Here is a 16,460-nt window from a genome sequence, read left to right as displayed (position 1 = left end):
TCAGCGATCCAGGGTCCCCGGCGCTCCCACTCATGGCCGAGTCCCTCAAGACCTTCTTCGACGCGAGCATCGTCCGGCGCATCGCCACCATGCTGCGCGGTGCCCACCCCACCCTCCCCGAGCGCCGCTTCATCGCCGAGGCCACCGAAGGGCTGCACGCCCTCGAGCTGATGGACCGCGCCCGGCACATCATGCGGGCCATGCACCGCGCGCTCCCCCAGGACTTCGAGCACGCGGCGCGCATCCTCGAGAGCTCGCTCGGGCCGTCGCTCGAGCACACCGAGGGCCATGGCATGTCCGTGTTCCTCTACCTGCCCCATGTGCTCTACGTGGCCGAGCATGGGCTGGCGCACTTCGAGCCCGCCATGCGCCTGCAGCACGCGCTCACCCAGCGCTTCACGGCCGAGTTCTGCATCCGCCCCTACCTCGAGCACCACCCGAGAGAGACGCTCGCGCGCCTGCGCCAGTGGGCCTCCGACAAGAGCGTGCACGTGCGGCGCCTCGTCTCCGAGGGCACCCGACCCCGCCTGCCCTGGGCGCCTCGGCTCCGCGCCTTCCAGGAGGATCCGCGGCCGGTGCTCGAGCTGCTGGAGCTGCTCAAGGACGACCCCGAGCTCTACGTGCGCCGCTCGGTGGCCAATAACCTCAACGACATCGGCAAAGACCACCCGGAGCTGCTCGTGGCCACCTGCGAGCGCTGGAGCACGGGCGCCTCGCCCGAGCGGCAGTGGATCATCCGCCACGCGCTGCGCTCGGCGGTGAAGCGTGGCGAGCCCCGCGCCCTGGCCCTGCTGGGCTTCGAGGGCCCCGCCACGCTCGAAGTCACCGCCACCTTCCATCCGCGCCGCGTGCGCGTGGGAGAGTCCGTGCAGGTACGGCTCCAGGTGACCAACGCCTCCCAGGAGCGACAGAAGGCGGTAGTGGATCTCGCCGTGCACTTCGTGAAGGCCAACGGCGCCGCCCGCCCGAAGGTCTTCAAGGGGCGCACGGTGGACCTGGAGCCCGGTGCCTCCACCACGCTGGAGAAGACCGTGTCGCTGGCGGACCTCACCACGCGCCAGCACTACCCGGGCGACCACCGGGTCGACGCGCTCGTCAATGGAGTGGCCAGCCCCCTGGGAGCCTTCACCGTCGCCACCGCGGCTCGGACATGAGGCGAGGACGGCGGAGTTGGCCGCGGACAGGCCTCTGGCGCTGCTCAGAGCCCCCAGTGCACCGGGTTCCGTGTCTCCACCGAGTACTGGAAGAGCCGCTCGAAGGCTCCGAGGACGTAGTCGAACTCCGTGGGGAGGTACTGGAGCTTCACGTGCATCTCATGAGGCCCCGGGTCCGTGAGCGGAATTCCCCAGGGGAGCACCACGCGCCGGCCGGTCTCCAGATCGGTCAGCTCCACCTCCTCGCTCGTGGTGCTCGGTTGTAGGTGCGTGAAGCGCTTCGCGCGGAAGATCACATCTCCCCTCCGCAGTGCGACGAAGTCGGGAGGGATGATGCCCAGCTCGAGCTCCGGGGTCGTGCCGTAATAGACGCCTCCCTCGGCTCCCAGCGTCATCGCCTCGAACTCCCACTGGCCATGGACCAGCACCCACTGTCTGGGCGCCTGGTCGGCGCGGAAGGCCTGGATCTCCGAGAGGGCTCGCGCCGAGTCCTCGGGCGACACCACCTTCTTCTGAAACCAGGAGGACACCGTCTCCCACGTGGGAACGACGGCCAGCAAGGTGGGGTAGCGATCAGGCCCGGCGCTCTCCAACTTCTGGTAGAGGAGGCTGAGCGAGTTCCAGCCCCCCACCTCCTCGAAGAGCCCCACGAACACCGAGCGATGGAGGCATCTGGCGCTGCACCCCCATTCGTTGAAGGCCTTCCACTCGGGTGAGTCCTTCTCCCAGGGAAGATCGAGCCAGGGAAAACCTCCCTTTCCTTCGATGACGTGCTCGCGAATGAGGGGCGGTGGAGGGGTGGTACGCCCTTCCCGCCAGCAGGTGCATGGCACCTCGCCAATCAGTTTTCCCACGCCGCACCTCCTGGCTCCTCCGAGCAGCGGACTGAAACGTTACAGGAGGTGGGCATTGACCGGGGAGGAGCGCAGGGGGCAACCTGCTCCGGAATGTCGCCTCGGGAAACCACCTCTCCCCCCGCCGCCGCTGGATTCGAAGCCAAGGTCCTGCCTCCAGAGCTGGAGCGCCGGGCGATGGAAGCGCTGAAGGCCCCCGAGCTGTATGCACCCGCGCTGCCCTCGGGCTTCGCCACGCTCGCGAGGCTGTGGCACTACGAGGGAGCCGGAGCGTGGACGGCCTGGTCGCTCTCGAGTCGCCCCAGCGCCATCGATGCCTCGCCGCTCCGCATCCGGAAGCTGGTGTGGGATCGGCCCGGTGAGAGCTCGCGCTACGCCCCACCACCCGCGCCGGGGAAGGATGGGCCCACTCCACGCCTCACGCTCTCCGAGGGCCGCTTCCCGGTGGAGTCCTGGGACGCGCTCCTCCAGGAAGCACGCACCTTGAGGGTGCCGCCACTGCTCCTGGAGACGGAGAGCCCACCGGGCGGAGCCCGGGACTGCACGGGCTTCGCGTACCACCTCGCCACGAGGACCGTCTCCTTCGAGTGGTGGGGCGAGCCACCCGAGGAGTGGAAGGACCTGGCGGCGTGGAGCGCGAGGGTCCGCGAGATGCTGGACGCGTGGGCCCGGCGGTAGGGCGTCACTCCTCGATCAGGAAGTGACTGACCGAGAGCGTCACCTCGTCGAGCGAGTACACCTGATGGAACCAGCCGGTGGGCTGGACGAGCATCTCTCCCGGCGAAAGGAGCACCTCGACGGGGTGCGCCTCCTTGAACCGGGGGAACTGCTCGAGATCCGGCGCATGAGGCTTCACCCAGCAGAGCTGGTAGCTGCAGAACGCGCCCTTGGGATAGACGCACGCCGCCTCGTGCGGCGGGAACAGCGTGAGCCGCTTCCGGCCGAACACCTGCAGGAGGAAGCCGGGATCGCAGTCGCGATGAAGCGGGGTCACCGGCTCGCTCGGGTTCCGCCCTGCCCCGAACCAGATCTGCGGCAGGCTCACCTGCTCGGCGAAGTAGGCCGGAGGGAACAAGGGCACGAGCTCGTCGGGCAGGACGGTTCCACGGGTGTAGAGCTCTCCGTCCTTCTTCGCGCCAATCCGTGACAGCAGCGTGGCCAGGGAGACGGGTGCGTCCTCTCCGGCCAGGCTGAGGCCGACGTGCCCGTAGGTGGCGCCGAACTGCGCCAGCGTCATGCCCACCAGCTTCTCCGGCATGCAGCCGGTGATGATGAACGGCGTGCTGGCCTGGATGCGCTTCAGGACCTCGGCCTCGGACGGCGCCTCGAGCCGCTCCAGGCGCTCGATCGGCCCTGCCTGCTGACGCTGGCGCGAGCGCTCCTCGGCCCGGGCGAGCATGCGGAGCTCCAGCTCGGTAGGCCGCAGCCAGCTGTGCGCCACATGGAGGTAGAGCTCGGTCGCCCCTTCCACCTTCACCGCCTCGGCCAGCGTCGGATCGCGAAAGTCGATCTGCCCCTCCGAGGCCAGGATGAACGCCAGGGCGGAGGGCTGCATCGTCACCGCGGCATCCGCTCCGGCCGCGACGCCGGGGCTGAACCCGACGTGCCCCTGGCCGAGGTGGACGGAGAAGTTCAGGCGCTCGTCGTGAGCGAAGCGGAAGGCGCAGGTGCCTCGAAGCGTGTGGTGGCTCTCGAGCCCGTCACGGATCAGGCTCTGGAGCGCGAGAACCTGCTTCTGAGAGTCCGCCACCGCTGGATCCGGCATGCCCGAGCCTCGCTGCTGAGGCGCGCAGCTTCACACAGGCACCGAGTTGCTTCAAGGCGCCGGGCTCAGACCTTCACCATCGCCTGCTCATCGGGGACGGAGGGGCGCCGCAGGGGCTGCGCCTTGCCGTACGTGAGCGAGCGCGTCACCCACTCCACGGGGCCAGTGCGGAAGCGCGCGAACCACAGGTGGCTGAAGAGGGTCTGCAGGGCCAGGAGCCCCAGCGCGATCCCCAATTGCGCCGCCGAGCCCGGCTTGCCCATGAGCCCCAGCCCATATCCATAGAAGAGGAGCACGCCCAGCACCGACTGCATGAGGTAGTTCGTCAGCGCCATGCGGCCCAGGGGAGCGAGCACCGCCAGCAGCCGCCGCCACGCATCTCGCTGGAACAGCAGCGTGAGGCCCGAGACGTAGGTCGACGCCATCCCCAGCTCCGCGAGGTGGCGCACCGGGCCCAGGGCGTAGGGCAGCCACGGGAGCTCCTGGGGGTTGAGGATCTTCCGGGAGAAGAGCTGTCCGAAGAGCAGGCCCACCCCGCTGGCGAGCAGGCCCGTGACCAGGCTCCACACCAGCAGCCGGCGGAAGAAGGGCAGGTGCTGGGGTGCGTCGTGGAAGAGGCGGCGCCGTCCCGCCCACAGGCCCAGCAGGAAGCGGCCGACGATGACGGGCAGGAAGGTGCTGAGCATCCGGCCCAGGTCCCCGAAGTAGTACGCCGCACCCGAGCGCACCGTGTCGAGCCAGGAGCCACGCGAGAACGCCTCCAGCACCTGGGCCTTGAGGCTCGCGGCGCGCTCGCCGGCGGCCTTCGCGGCCTCCTCGGCTCCCTGAGAGCCGAGCAGCTGGGGAAGCTTCAAGCCCAGGTTCCAGAGCTGGGGCCCGAGGAAGATGAGCGCGGCGGCCCAGAGGAGGAGGGTGCGATCCGAGCGCTTGTAGAACAGCAGCAGCGTGAAGCCCAGCAGGGCGTACGTGCTGACGATGTCGCCCTGGAAGAGGAGGAAGAGGTGCGCGAGGCCCAGGCCCAGCATCACCCCCAGCCGTCGCGTGTAGACAGGGACGACGGAGGTGCCCCGGCCCTCGGCGCGCATGAGCTGCACCGCGAAGCCCAGCCCGAACAGGAAGGAGAAGATGGTGATGAACCGGCCGGCGATCAGCGGGAAGAAGGCGTGGTTGACGGCGATGTCCAGCCAGGTCGGGTCCTTGAAGGCCTCCTCGCTCTGGGCGCGCGACATGAACATGCGCCCGCTGAACCACAGATAGACATTGGCCATGAAGACGCCGCACAGCGCGAAGCCGCGCAGCGTGTCGAGGAGCACCAGTCGCTCGCCCTCGTCGACGGGGCGGGCGCTCGCGCTGGCGGCTGGGGCGGGAGTGGGAGGGAGCATGTCACCAGGCGAGGCAGCAAGATCCATGCTCGGCCACGCGCATCCCCTCCCCGGGCCCCGAGGGCTCGGGTGTACGGGCATGGGACGGACGAGCCCGCTTCTGGGACGGCCCGAGCCGCGTCACGCCGTCTTCTTCTCGCGCAGCTCGCGGCGCAGGATCTTCCCCACGTTGGTCTTCGGCAGCTCGGTGCGGAACTCGATGTACTTGGGGCGCTTGTAGCCGGTCAGCCGCTCCTTGCAGAACTCGCGCACGGCCTCCTCGGTGAGGGACGGGTCGCGCTTGACGATGAACAGCTTGACCACCTCGCCAGAGTGCTCGTCCGGCACGCCGATGGCGGCCACCTCCAGCACGCCCGGGCACGCGATGACCACGCCCTCCACCTCGTTCGGGAAGACGTTGAAGCCGGAGACCAGGATCATGTCCTTCTTGCGGTCGACGATCTTCGTGTGGCCGCGCTCGTCCATCACGCCGACGTCGCCCGTCTTCAGGAAGCCGTCCGGGTACATCACCCGGGCGGTCTCCTCCGGCTGCTTCCAGTAGCCGGCCATCACCTGCGGGCCGCGGATGCAGATCTCCCCGGGCTGGCCGAGCGGCACGGGCTTGCCCTCATCGTCGCGCAGCTCGATCTCGGTGGACGGCAGCGGCAGGCCGATGGTGCCGGTGAACTTGTCGGTGTCGGTCGGGTTGCAGGACACGCTCGGCGAAGTCTCGGAGAGGCCGTAGCCCTCGACGATGGGGCACTTCGTGCGCTCCAGCCACCTACGGGCGACCGCCTCCTGCACGGCCATGCCGCCGCCGTTGGCCACGCGCAGGCTGGAGAAGTCCACCGTGTCGAACTCCGGGTGGTTGAGCAGCGCGTTGTAGAGCGTGTTGACGGCCGGGAACATGTGGAACTTCCACTTGCGCAGATCCTTGATGAGGCCGCCGATGTCTCGCGCATTGGGGATCAGCAGGGCCATGCCGCCGCTGCGCATGACCAGCAGGCAGCACACCGTGAGCGCGAAGATGTGGTACAGCGGCAGCGCGGTGACGTGGATGACCTGCTCGATGGCGGGCCCCTTGCGCAGCGCGGGCTGCATCCACGCCTCGGACTGGAGCACGTTGGCCACCACGTTGCGGTGCAGCAGCGTGGCTCCCTTGGACACGCCCGTGGTGCCGCCGGTGTACTGGAGGAAGGCGACGTCGTCGGCCTTCAGCTCCACCGGCTTGAGGGTCATTCCCTTGCCCTCCGACAGGGCCTTCTTGAAGGGGATGCTGCCGGGCAGCGACCACTCGGGGACCAGCTTCTTCACGCTGCGCACGACGAAGTTGACGATCGTGCCCTTCAGGCCTCCCAGCAGATCTCCCATGCTGGCCACCACCACGTGGCGGACCGGCGTCTTGTCCAACACCTTCTGCAGGGTGGAGGCGAAGTTCTCGAGGATGATGATGGCCTCGGCGCCGCTGTCCTTGAGCTGGTGCTCGAGCTCGCGCGGGGTGTACAGCGGGTTGACGTTGACCACGACGTAGCCCGCGCGCAGCACCGCGGCCAGCGCCACGGGGTACTGCAGGACGTTGGGCATCATGAGGGCGACCCGGGACTGCGGCGCCATCCCGCGAGACTGCAGCCAGGCCCCGAGCTGGCGCGACAGCTGGTCCAGCTCGCCATAGGTCAGCGCCTTGTCCATGCAGACGAAGGCACGGCGTGAGGAGTACTTCTGGAACGCTTCCTCCAGCAGGTGCACCAGGGACCGGTATTGACGGGGATCGATCTCGCTCGGCACACCCTCGGGGTAATGCTTCAGCCACACCTTCTCCATCTGCGCGTCTCCTCGGCGGAAGTCTTGGTCGGGAGCGTAGCCGATGCTCGCACCTTCATCGCTTGCGACGACGCCCCGCCTTGCGCTTCGACGGCTGGCCAGCCGGGGACGGCCGGGACGGGTCGAACAGCGCCTGGAAGGCCGGGTCGCTACGCAGTGCGGCAAAGTCCGCCTCGGTGCGGGAGAGGACCTTGCGGATCAGCTCGTAGCTCTGCCGCCGCTTCCCTCCAGTGCGCACCAGTGTGCAGGCCTTGCAGTAGTAGGGGTGCCAGTAGCCGGGCTCGGCCTCGATCGCCTTCTCGTAGCAAGGCATCGCCTCGCCGTAGCGCCTCGGGTTGTTGAGCGCATTGTCCTTGGCTGACCACGCATGACCGGATTGGGGGTTGAGCTCGAGCGCGCGCTCGGCGAACTCCAGCGCGGCGGCGGCTCGTGGGCCTCGCGTGCCTCGGCCTCGCGCTCCGACCGCACACGCACGAGTGCCTCACGCCGTGAGCATAGCTGCCGTTGACTGGTCCAACGTACCCGGCGGGATTGATTGCGGGGGCAGGGGCCGCCCCTTATGGGTGCGAAATGAAAGCCCCTCTCCTGCTGACCTCCTGTGCCGCCGCGGCTCTCGTGCTGAGCCTGGGTGCTTGTGATGAGGACAAGCCCCAAAAGCCCGAGCCTGTCTGCGCCGAGGCTCCCCTCCCGCTGCAGAACCCTCGCGCCCATGTCCTGGGAGAGACGTTCTATCTCCCCTCCGTCCTCCAGAAGCAGGAGTGCGCCGCCACGCTGGAGTGGCAGGTCGTCTCGGCTCCCGAAGGCAGCGTCAACACCGTCCACAACCATGGCAGTCCTCAGCCGCGCTTCACGCCCGACGTGCCGGGCGACTACACCTTCCGCCTCGGTGGGCTGGAGAACTCCAGGCTCTCGCTCCGCGTCATCGCCCGCTCCCCGGCGGAGCGCTTCCGCAACCACTACCTGACTCCGCTGTACGGCGCGGCCCGGGTGGGCGACGAGCTGTGGACCGCGAACGGGGCTTCGTACACGGTGTCTCGCGTGTCCCAGGTGAACGGAGCCTGGAGCAAGCAGGGCGAGGTGACCGTCGGCGCGTGGCCCTCGGCCTTGGCCTGGCGAGCGCCCCTGCCCTACGTCCTCGTGGCCCAGCGTGGCGGTGACACCGTGGGCTTCATCCACCGCGAGCGCGGCGTGCTGGAGGACGCGCTCTGGGTGGGAGACGAGCCCTCGGGCCTGGCGCTCTCGCCGGATGCCGGCCGCCTCTACGTCTCGCTGGCCACCCAGCGGCAGGTCGCCGTGGTGGACCTGGAGCGGCGCGAGGTGGTGGCCCGGGTGGAGGTGGGCTTCGATCCGCGTGCGCTCGTGCTCTCTCCGGACGGCAAGCGGCTCTTCGTGGCCTCGTACCGCTCGGGCAACCGGGTGAAGGACACGCGCGGCACGTACACGGCGGCGGACGATCTGGACATTCACATCGTCGACACCGAGACGCTGCAGGTGGCCACCCGTGTCCAGGGCGTCTCGGCGGACCTGCGCGCCCTGGCGCTCTCCGAGGACGGCGCCGAGCTGTTCATCGCCGCCACGGACGGCGATCCCGAGCCCTCCCAGTCGGAGCCCACCGCGAAGCCCTTCGTCCACGAGGTGGTGGTGGTGGGCGCGGACCCGGCCCGCCCCGGCTACGGCCAGGTGCTGCGGCGCGTGGACCTCTGGCGCCAGGCGCGCTCGGCGGGCCCGGTCGTCAATCCGGCGGGCGTGCTCGTGGTGGGTGACACCGTGTGGGTGGCCTCCGAGTCCTCGGACATGGTGGTCGCGCTCGACCGGGCCACGCTCACCGAGAAGGCCCGCATGTCCGTGGGCCAGGGTGCACGGCAGCTCGTCGCGCTGGATGCGCAGGGCACGGTGGCCGTGCACTGCTTCCAGAGCTTCGAGGCCTGGGTGCTGGGCGCGGACGCGCAGGTGCGTGCCACGGTGAAGCTCACCGAGGATCCGCGTCCGACGGAGGTGGCGCTCGGCGAGCGCGTCTTCACCCGCCCTGGTGGCAACTTCGCCCAGAACCACGCCTGCTCGAGCTGTCACGTCGAGACGCAGAACAACGGGATGATCTGGCGCTTCGGCCCGGCCATCTGGCACAACGTCCGGCCGCTACAGCTCCTGGCCGCCACGACACCGCTGGAGTGGGGCGCCTACGTCTCCAACGCGGAGAACTTCGGCTATCAGGGCCCGTCCTCCATCGTGGCACGCCCGGCGACGGCCCAGGAGGCCCTGGGGCTGAAGGCCTTCCTGGACTCGCTGCTCGGCGCGCCGAGGGCCACGGGCCATACCCGGCTCGACGGCAGCTACACGGAGGCAGGGCTGCGCGGGAAGGCGCTCTTCGAGGGCAAGGCCACCTGCGCCAGCTGCCACGCGCCGCCGCTCTACACCAGCCGCGCGTACCTCCCGGTGGGCAAGTCGGGCGAGCCGGCGGATGTCCCCTCGCTCTTCGGCGTGTACCGCCACGGCATCTACTTCGTGAAGGGCCAGTCACGCTCGCTGGAGGCCGCGGTGGACGTGGCGCTCGGCTTCGTCCAGGTGTCGCTCAGCTCCAAGGAGCGCGGCGATCTCATCTCGTTCCTGCGTGAGCTGACCCCCAAGGGAGCGGCGCCCCTCGGGCTCTGGCCGGACATCGACAGCAACCAAGGGGTGTATCCGGACGTTCGCCCCACGGTGGCGTTCGCGGATCCGGTGGATGAGACCCGGCCAGAGAAGTCCGCCGCCCAGCTCGCCTCGGAGTTCGTGGTGCTGGAGGATGCGCAGGGCCAGCGCGTCCCGGGCCAGGTGGCACTCCAGGGCGGCCGCATCGAGTTCACCCCGGCCACGCCCCTCACTCCGGGCGCGAGCTACACCTTCCGCGCGCTGCCGGGCCTGCCGTTCCTCTCGGGCGGGGAGCTGTGGGGTGAGCGCTCCACCACCTTCACCGTGGCCCGACCCGCCGCGGGCAAGTGGCCGAGGATGATGAAGATGACCGTCCAGGTGCCGGGTCGGACGGGACCGACGCCCGTGGACTTCCTGCTCGAGTCCCTCGACGCGCCACGGCCGGGTGGACTCAGCCTACGCATCCTGCCGCAGCTCTTCGGTACCCAGCAGCGCCAGGAGGTGTGGGCACGCGTGGACGGGGACACGCTGCGGATGCAGCCCTTCGCGCTGCCCATCTCGCCCACGGGCGTTGCTGACGCCATGCAGGTGACGGGCAGCGTCACGCAGGTGGACGCGAGCACTCAGGACATCCTGCGCGTGGAGGGGACCCTGCGAATGGGCGGGCCGGGCATCGACATACCCGGGGTGCGGTTCGTCATCGTCCCGCTGTAGTGCAGCGGACTCCGCGACGACACCACCGCCTTCGAGACCGAGCCTTCCGGAGGCTCGGCCCCGAAGTGACGTGCCTTCAGCTGCTCACCGACTCGCGCTGAAGGTCCGATAGATGGAGCACGCAGGTGTGCCTGCCGGCTCCGCGGAGTTGCCGACGCGGAAGGCGTAGTAGCGCCCGGTGATGGTCGCCGGCTCCTGCGGAGTCGCGGGAACCTTCGCGAACGTACCGTCGATGACGATGTTGATCGGATGGCTCTTCCCACCCGCCAGCACCACCGTGCCCTCTCCTCCCAGGGAGACATCGTGGGTGGGAGCCTTGTGGTACGGGCCGCTGAGTGCCAGCCCCTGCACCTGGGTGGCGAGCACGTCTCCCTTGCGGGAGATGACGAACTCCTGCGGCAGCACCAGCCCCACCTCGTTGCAGCCCTCGCCGACAGAGCTGGTGTCCTGGAAGGTGAACCGATACTGGCCCACCAGGGCGTCGCATGACGCGTCGCAGACGGGCTCCACGTACGGCAGGGGCTCGGCCACATCGCTCCCACCACACGAAGGCGGCGAGTCACATCCGGGATTGCCGCCTCCGCTGCCCATGCTCAGCGCGCCCAGGATGCCCAACAACGGCAGCCTCAGGGATTTCAGGGTGGAACGGCTCCGATGGGGTCCCGACGGCGCTTCCGACATGGCTGTGCTCCTACGGATGCAGGTGTGGAGCGCAGTCTATTCGGGAAGTAACAGCTCCGTGACCTCCCCCCTGCTCCGGCCAGGGAGCTCGCGGGTCACGGCAGCGAAGGCTTGGGGCCCTCCGAGCCCGCGGCGCCCGGAGCGGACTTGGAGTCGAGCCCCATCCACAGCCGCGCCTCGGCGAGCACCTTGTTCGCCTCCTCGAGCGAGCCGACGTTCACCGTCACGTCGTCTCCCTGCGAGTGCTCGCGCGCCAGCCGCGTCATCTGCATCTTCACCACCGTGGACGACGTCAGGTGGGCACAGCACGACACGCCCTGCTGTCGAGCCTGGCCGATGGCGTCTCCCAGCAGCTTCGCCACATCCAGGCTGGAGATCTGCAGCCCCTGCATGTCCGCCAGCACCAGGTGGGGCTGGCCCTTGTAGGAGGCGGAGGCCTCGAGGAAGAGCCGGACGAAGTCCTTCATCTCGGCCTCTTCGAAGAACCCCTCCATGCGGAGGTACAGGGTCCGCTCCGCGGTGTCGTTCTTCACGGTGTAGTGCGCGGAGCTCATGGCTCTCCCTTTGAACTGTGCTCCGAGATCCCCGACGATCCCGTGACACAGCATAGCGGGCCCGAGCCCCTCCCAGGCAGTGAGTTCCAGCGGCCGATGTTTCAATGCCCCGGAATGTTTCGCTCACGGCATACAGGGGAGTCCGTCGGTCACCTGCGGCACACAGCGGTATACCGGCAGGCGACGACGCTCGGCTGCTCGATGGGGTAGCCCGCCTGAAGCGACCAGGCCAGACGGACGAACTGGGCGTGGCTCCACACGAGGGGCGTGGCCGAGAACGTCCCCTCCCCCGCCACGAAGCCGGGCTGACCGGTCGGAGGGCGCCCATCCCACACCTGCTCCGGCATCATGTAGCCGTCATTGCCAGAGCGAGCCATCGCCGCCAGGTAGCCAGCCGCCGGCTGTCCCACCGTCAGCGCGTACTCGCCGCGCTCTCCAGCGAAGATGGGCCAGGCCCGCCCGAGCGTCCGCCCGGTGTCCGGCTCGCTGATCTCCCACGGGCCGCCCTCCCGCGTCTCGCCGTAGCCATCGAAGTCGTACCGGCGCCAGAAAGGCCCGTTCGGCGTGTCCACGCGCAGCTGCGTGTCGACGACGGCCAGCGACTGCGTGATGACGGGCGCGCCCGCCGGCTTCACGCCCAGCCGCACCAGCTCGAGGAAGCTCGGGTCCACCACGCGGCGCTGGTCCATGGCGGACGGGCCCCCATCGCCCAGCGAGTACGTCGTCCCGGCGTTGGGGTTCCCGTCCTTCGTGAGCCGCAGGTAGTACGGGTGTGGCGCCAGCGGCCCGTTGCTCGTGACGGTCCAGGCCTCCACCTGCTGCTGCCAGGAATCCGCGGTGGCCTCGTAGCTCGCGGCGGAGGCGGTGTCGCCGTTGCGGCGCGCCAGGTCGGCGGCGCAGATGAGCCCGGCGATCTCGGCGGCCAGCGTGCCTGGCGAGTAGCCGCTCTGGTTCTCCCAGCGCTCCTGGGGTGTCACCGGGCCATTCGCCACCAGGAAGTCGGCCGCCTTCTTCACATGGTTCGTGTACGTGCGCGCATCCGCCCGGCCGAGCTGCCACGCCAGGACGATGGGCAGCGCCACCTCGTCGAGTTGCAGGTTGGTCCAGTGCGGGATGCCCTCCACCGTGGCGTTCTGGGGGAACGAGCCGTCCGGCCGCTGCTGGACGTTGAAGAGGTGATCGAGCGCGCGCTCCGCCGACGCCCTATCTCCCGCCGCCAGGAGCGCGGTGGCGATCTGGTAGAGGTCCCTCGACCAGACGAGGTGGTAGGCACCCGAGGGCGCCTCCAGCCCGAGCCCCCACGCCCACGGCATACTCGGCGAGGCGATGAAAGCGCCGCGGTACGTCTTGTCCTCCGAGGCCGCCAGGACCATGAGCGAGACGTCATAGGTGGTGCGCCACAGCTCGGTGCTCGCCGGAGCCGGAGGCAGCGAGCCCAGCCAGGTGTGCCAGCCCTGCGCGTAGCTCCGCGCCACCTGCTCGAAGCCGGCCCTGAGCGAGCCCTTCGCCGCCTCCCGCGCCTCATCGGCCGACGGCCCGAAGCCGAGCGCCAGCGTCGCGCTCTGTCGATGGCCCAGCCCGTTCAGCGGCAGCCGGCCCGTCTGCACCACGTTGCCATCGGGCGCCGAGCGATAGTCCCAGTTCATCACGAAGTCGTCGCGCAGGTCGGTCCAGCCGTCGCTCGCGCCGAGGTAGCCGCTGGAGGTCTTCTCGAAGGCCGGGCGCGAGAGCAGGGCGCTGGCGGCCGAGCCATCCTGCGCGAGCAGCACGCCGTCATCGCTCGTCCCCGAGTCGTCCATCCCCTCGTTGGCGAGGGACGGATCGAACACCACGTAGAGGGCATACGGCTCGCCCGAGAGGGACTCGAAGCGGACGTCGATGAGCAGCGTGTTCCGCTCCGGGTCCGTCACATACGTCTTGGTGAGGCGGTACTTGCCGGACCTCGCGGTGTTCACCTGCCGGTAGGTGAGGCTGCGCGGGTCCGTGAGCTCGATTCGGTGCTCGGTGGCGTCGAGCTCCGACTCGGCGAAGCTCCGTCCATCCGAGACGATGAAGCGCAGCTCCCTCACGCTCGGAGAGCCCAGCGTCGGGTAGTACACCTCCGTCAGCTCGCCGGAGCCGAGCGTGTACCAGACCTTGCTCGCCTCATTCTTCGCGGTGCCGAAGCCGTCCTTGTTCGCGGGAGTCCATAGCGCCGCGGCGCCAGGCTTCCCCGGTGCGGTCGAGCCCACACACCCGCCCAGCACTCCGAGTGAGAGCGCCAGTGCCAGGACACGGGTTCTCGAGATGACGCGGCTCATGCGTGCCTCCTGCGAGTCAGATCGGCGGCAAGGGAGGGCACGCGGCTCGGTGGCAGCAAGAAGGACGCGAGGGCAGCATCCGGGTGGTGGACAGAGCCACGGACACAGACGTTGGGTACGGCACATGCCCTGCCCGACCGAGAGCGCCTATGCTGACCGCGGTACCTCCTCGCAGCCCCGTCCGCCGAGCCCAAGGAGCTCCATGCGCACCGCCTACTCCCCGTTCCCCTCCTGGCTGGCCCCGCTCCTGCTGGGAGTGCTCCTGGCCGCCTGCGGCCCCAAGAGCCTGAAGGAGCGCACCCGTCACGGCGAGAAGCTGTCCGATGAGGCCGCCCCCCTGCTCGATGGAGCCGAGCGGGATCTGAGCAAGCTGGACGCGGCGGGGGCCGAGGAGAAGCTGAAGGAAGCCCAGGAGCTGCTCTCCCATCCCGACATCGGGCTGTCTCCCGAGGGGGAGATGCTCCAGTCACGCCTCTCCGAGCTCCAGGCCCGCCTCGCGCCGACCCGCGCGGAGAAGGCACAGAAGGATCTCGACGCGGCCGTGGAGAGGCAGCGCGACCGCCTCATGCAGGCCATGGCAGAGGTCACCACCACGCTCGAGGCGCTCGAGGGCAAGGACGTCACCCGTCCGCAGACCGAGGCCGTCCTCAAGGCGGTGGACCGCACCCGCGAGCGACTGAAGGAGGGCAAGTCGCTCGAGGCGAAGAGCGACGACTACGGCGCCTCCGCGCGCCGCACCGAGCAGCGGCTGGAGCAGGCCGCGGCCAAGGCCCGGAGCGTGCAGCAGGTGCTCGACTTCGTCTCCGGACCGGCCACCGCCCGCCAGGAGGCCGAGGCGCTGGTGAAGCAGGCGAAGGCGGAGAAGGATCCCGACAAGCAGCTCACGCTCTACACGGACGCACGCGCCCGCTTCCAGCGCTGCGGCGACACCGCGAAGCAGCTGATCGCCAAGGCGCCCGAGCTCGAGAAGAGCCCCATCCAGGTGGAGGGCCAGACCACCACGCCCAAGGCCGTCGCCTCCAGCTGTGGCACCAAGGCGGACTCGCTCCAGAAGACGGTGGCGAAGCTGGAGCAGGCCAAGGCGGCCCGCGAGAAGAAGAAGGCCGCCAGCGCCGCCAAGGCCAAGAAGGGCTGACCGCCGCCCTCAGTGAGGCGGAGCCGGGCTCCCCGCGTCCTGGGGAGACGAGCGAGGCTCCACCGCGTGAGGCAGCATCGGCGGGCCCTCCTGGAGAGGGGACAGCCCCACGCCGTGAGGCCCACCGCCCGCCTCGCCGCGGAGGGAGTGGATCCTCATGCGGTTGCGATAGGTGCCCGGGGCGTGTCCTACCGTGTCCCATCCCCGCCCCAGGGACGTGCCCGCCAGCGTCAGGAACACCTCCGCCGGGGCCGTGGCGTCCGTCCGGGTCCGGTGGAACTCGATGGCGTTCTGGGGAAGCCCCCACCCCGCGGTGGGCGAGAGCGCGGTGCTCGCCTGCGCGGCCCAGTCCAGCAGCTCGATGCGGCACGCGGGCCCACCTGAGTCATGGATCGTGAGCGCCAGGGCCCCCTCTGCCTCCAGCCTTCCCTCCCGCAGCGTCCGGAAGGGCCCTTTCTCGCCCGTGGAGGCCTCGACGATGCGAAGCACCTGGTCCGAGGTGAGGTACGCCGCCCGCACGGGCAGCCCCACCGGGTACTGCGAGGGGAGGATCTCCACCGGCTGGCCCGGCGCCGCCGAGAACTCCAGCGCCAGCCCTGGCCGCGCCTCGATCTCGAAGGCGAGGTAGCTGTTGAGGTGGGAGAAGACGGACGCGCGCAGCAGGGAGAACGCCTCGAGCTCGACCGAGTCCCCCCGATCGAGGAGCTGGAGCGTCGAGACGCCATCGTCCCGGAACACGGCCTGGACGCTCTGGGCCGTCCACTGGATGCCGGTGAGCCGGCGCCGCACCTCGTTCGTCTTCCGAGGCGCCAGGTTGCTCCAGAACCGGTCCGGGGAGCGGCTGATGAAGGTCAGCAGCGGATGCACCTGGAGCACCAGCCCGCCGCACTCGACCCGGACCCGGGCCTCATCGAGCGAGGTGCTCACCCTTCCGTTGGAGCTCTTCCATGTAGGCCCCCCACCCGCCCAGCCGCCCTCCATCACCACCGGGATATCCGCGTTGAGCGGGCGCGTGGACGAGGCCGGAGCGCGCTGCGCCAGGCTCAGGATGGCGCCGGGCACCACACCGAGCAGGAGCAGCCCTCCCACCCGAAGCCACGAGTGACGCCACGCCAGCCGCGCCAGCCCCCCCAGGACGACCGCCCCCCCCACACCCCCCAGCCAGGCCAGCGGCAGGCTCCGGGGAAAGAGGAGGCTGGCCACGACGCCCCCCGCCAGCCACAGCCCGGCGAGGCTCCAGAGGATGCCGGTGAAGAGCGTGGGCCTGCGGAAGCCCACCAGCCCCAGGACACTGACGAGCCCCATCAGCACGGGGATGGCCGTGTTGGACCAGAAGCGCAGGTGGCCGCCGGAGAACCCCTGAGGCAGGGCTCGCAGCACGAGCACCGCCACCACGGCATGGAGGAGGAGGCTCAGGAGCGCCGGAAGGGTGCGGACGCGGTGGGAGGCGGAGGCCATCGCGGCCAGCACCTACACCCGATCGCCTCGGGGAAAAA

13 protein-coding genes are annotated in these 16,460 nt (G+C 69.7%); 4 read left to right on the top strand and 9 right to left on the bottom strand.

Annotated features, from left to right (window positions below):
- Positions 1–32: 32 nt before the first annotated feature.
- A complete protein-coding gene (locus KY572_RS37530; RefSeq protein ID WP_224248526.1) occupies positions 33–1,154 on the top strand; it encodes a DNA alkylation repair protein in 1,122 nt (373 codons plus the stop codon).
- A 44-nt stretch (positions 1,155–1,198) separates the two neighbouring features.
- Here the strand turns inward: KY572_RS37530 and KY572_RS37525 are convergent, their stop codons facing one another.
- Positions 1,199–2,008: a hypothetical protein gene (locus KY572_RS37525; protein ID WP_224248525.1), complete on the bottom strand. Its 810-nt coding sequence runs from the start codon at positions 2,006–2,008 to the stop codon at positions 1,199–1,201.
- 177 nt (positions 2,009–2,185) lie between these two features.
- Here KY572_RS37525 and KY572_RS37520 point away from each other — a divergent pair, with 177 nt between their 5' ends.
- Entirely contained in the window at positions 2,186–2,686 is a 501-nt protein-coding gene (locus tag KY572_RS37520; RefSeq protein ID WP_224248524.1) for a hypothetical protein, read from the top strand.
- A gap of 4 nt (positions 2,687–2,690) precedes the next feature.
- Here KY572_RS37520 and KY572_RS37515 read toward each other — a convergent pair whose 3' ends face one another.
- The 4 genes from KY572_RS37515 to KY572_RS37500 form a co-directional block, all read right to left on the bottom strand.
- Positions 2,691–3,773 carry a cupin-like domain-containing protein gene (locus tag KY572_RS37515; RefSeq protein ID WP_224248523.1) on the bottom strand — a complete coding sequence of 361 codons (1,083 nt, stop codon included), beginning with the start codon at positions 3,771–3,773 and terminating at the stop codon, positions 2,691–2,693.
- A gap of 65 nt (positions 3,774–3,838) precedes the next feature.
- The gene (locus KY572_RS37510) at positions 3,839–5,155 is read right to left on the bottom strand and encodes a DUF418 domain-containing protein (protein ID WP_224248522.1); all 1,317 of its coding nucleotides are present in this window, start codon (positions 5,153–5,155) and stop codon (positions 3,839–3,841) included.
- A 120-nt stretch (positions 5,156–5,275) separates the two neighbouring features.
- The gene (locus tag KY572_RS37505) at positions 5,276–6,955 is read right to left on the bottom strand and encodes a long-chain fatty acid--CoA ligase (protein WP_224248521.1); all 1,680 of its coding nucleotides are present in this window, start codon (positions 6,953–6,955) and stop codon (positions 5,276–5,278) included.
- A gap of 55 nt (positions 6,956–7,010) precedes the next feature.
- Complete coding sequence (locus KY572_RS37500; RefSeq protein WP_224248520.1) at positions 7,011–7,268, bottom strand: tetratricopeptide repeat protein; 258 nt, start codon at positions 7,266–7,268, stop codon at positions 7,011–7,013.
- Positions 7,269–7,525: 257 nt separating this feature from the next.
- Here KY572_RS37500 and KY572_RS37495 point away from each other — a divergent pair, with 257 nt between their 5' ends.
- Entirely contained in the window at positions 7,526–10,294 is a 2,769-nt protein-coding gene (locus KY572_RS37495) for a hypothetical protein (RefSeq protein ID WP_224248519.1), read from the top strand.
- Between the two features lie 84 nt (positions 10,295–10,378).
- Here KY572_RS37495 and KY572_RS37490 read toward each other — a convergent pair whose 3' ends face one another.
- From KY572_RS37490 to KY572_RS37480, 3 genes are all read right to left on the bottom strand, one after another.
- The gene (locus tag KY572_RS37490; RefSeq protein ID WP_224248518.1) at positions 10,379–10,825 is read right to left on the bottom strand and encodes a hypothetical protein; all 447 of its coding nucleotides are present in this window, start codon (positions 10,823–10,825) and stop codon (positions 10,379–10,381) included.
- Positions 10,826–11,070: 245 nt separating this feature from the next.
- On the bottom strand, positions 11,071–11,529 hold the full coding sequence (locus KY572_RS37485; RefSeq protein WP_224248517.1) for a hypothetical protein: 459 nt from the start codon (positions 11,527–11,529) through the stop codon (positions 11,071–11,073).
- 149 nt (positions 11,530–11,678) lie between these two features.
- Positions 11,679–13,829, bottom strand: a complete 2,151-nt coding sequence (locus KY572_RS37480) for a glucan 1,4-alpha-glucosidase (RefSeq protein ID WP_224248516.1) — start codon at positions 13,827–13,829, stop codon at positions 11,679–11,681.
- 202 nt (positions 13,830–14,031) lie between these two features.
- Here KY572_RS37480 and KY572_RS37475 point away from each other — a divergent pair, with 202 nt between their 5' ends.
- Positions 14,032–14,964 carry a hypothetical protein gene (locus tag KY572_RS37475; RefSeq protein ID WP_224248515.1) on the top strand — a complete coding sequence of 311 codons (933 nt, stop codon included), beginning with the start codon at positions 14,032–14,034 and terminating at the stop codon, positions 14,962–14,964.
- A gap of 9 nt (positions 14,965–14,973) precedes the next feature.
- On the opposite strand, the gene KY572_RS37470 is transcribed toward KY572_RS37475, so the two are convergent.
- A complete protein-coding gene (locus KY572_RS37470; protein WP_224248514.1) occupies positions 14,974–16,422 on the bottom strand; it encodes a hypothetical protein in 1,449 nt (482 codons plus the stop codon).
- Positions 16,423–16,460: the final 38 nt, after the last annotated feature.

The organism is Hyalangium gracile, assembly GCF_020103725.1.
Lineage (GTDB): Bacteria > Myxococcota > Myxococcia > Myxococcales > Myxococcaceae > Hyalangium > Hyalangium gracile.
Note: the sequence above shows the minus strand (reverse complement) of the source record. Positions and strands in the feature narration are given on the sequence as shown.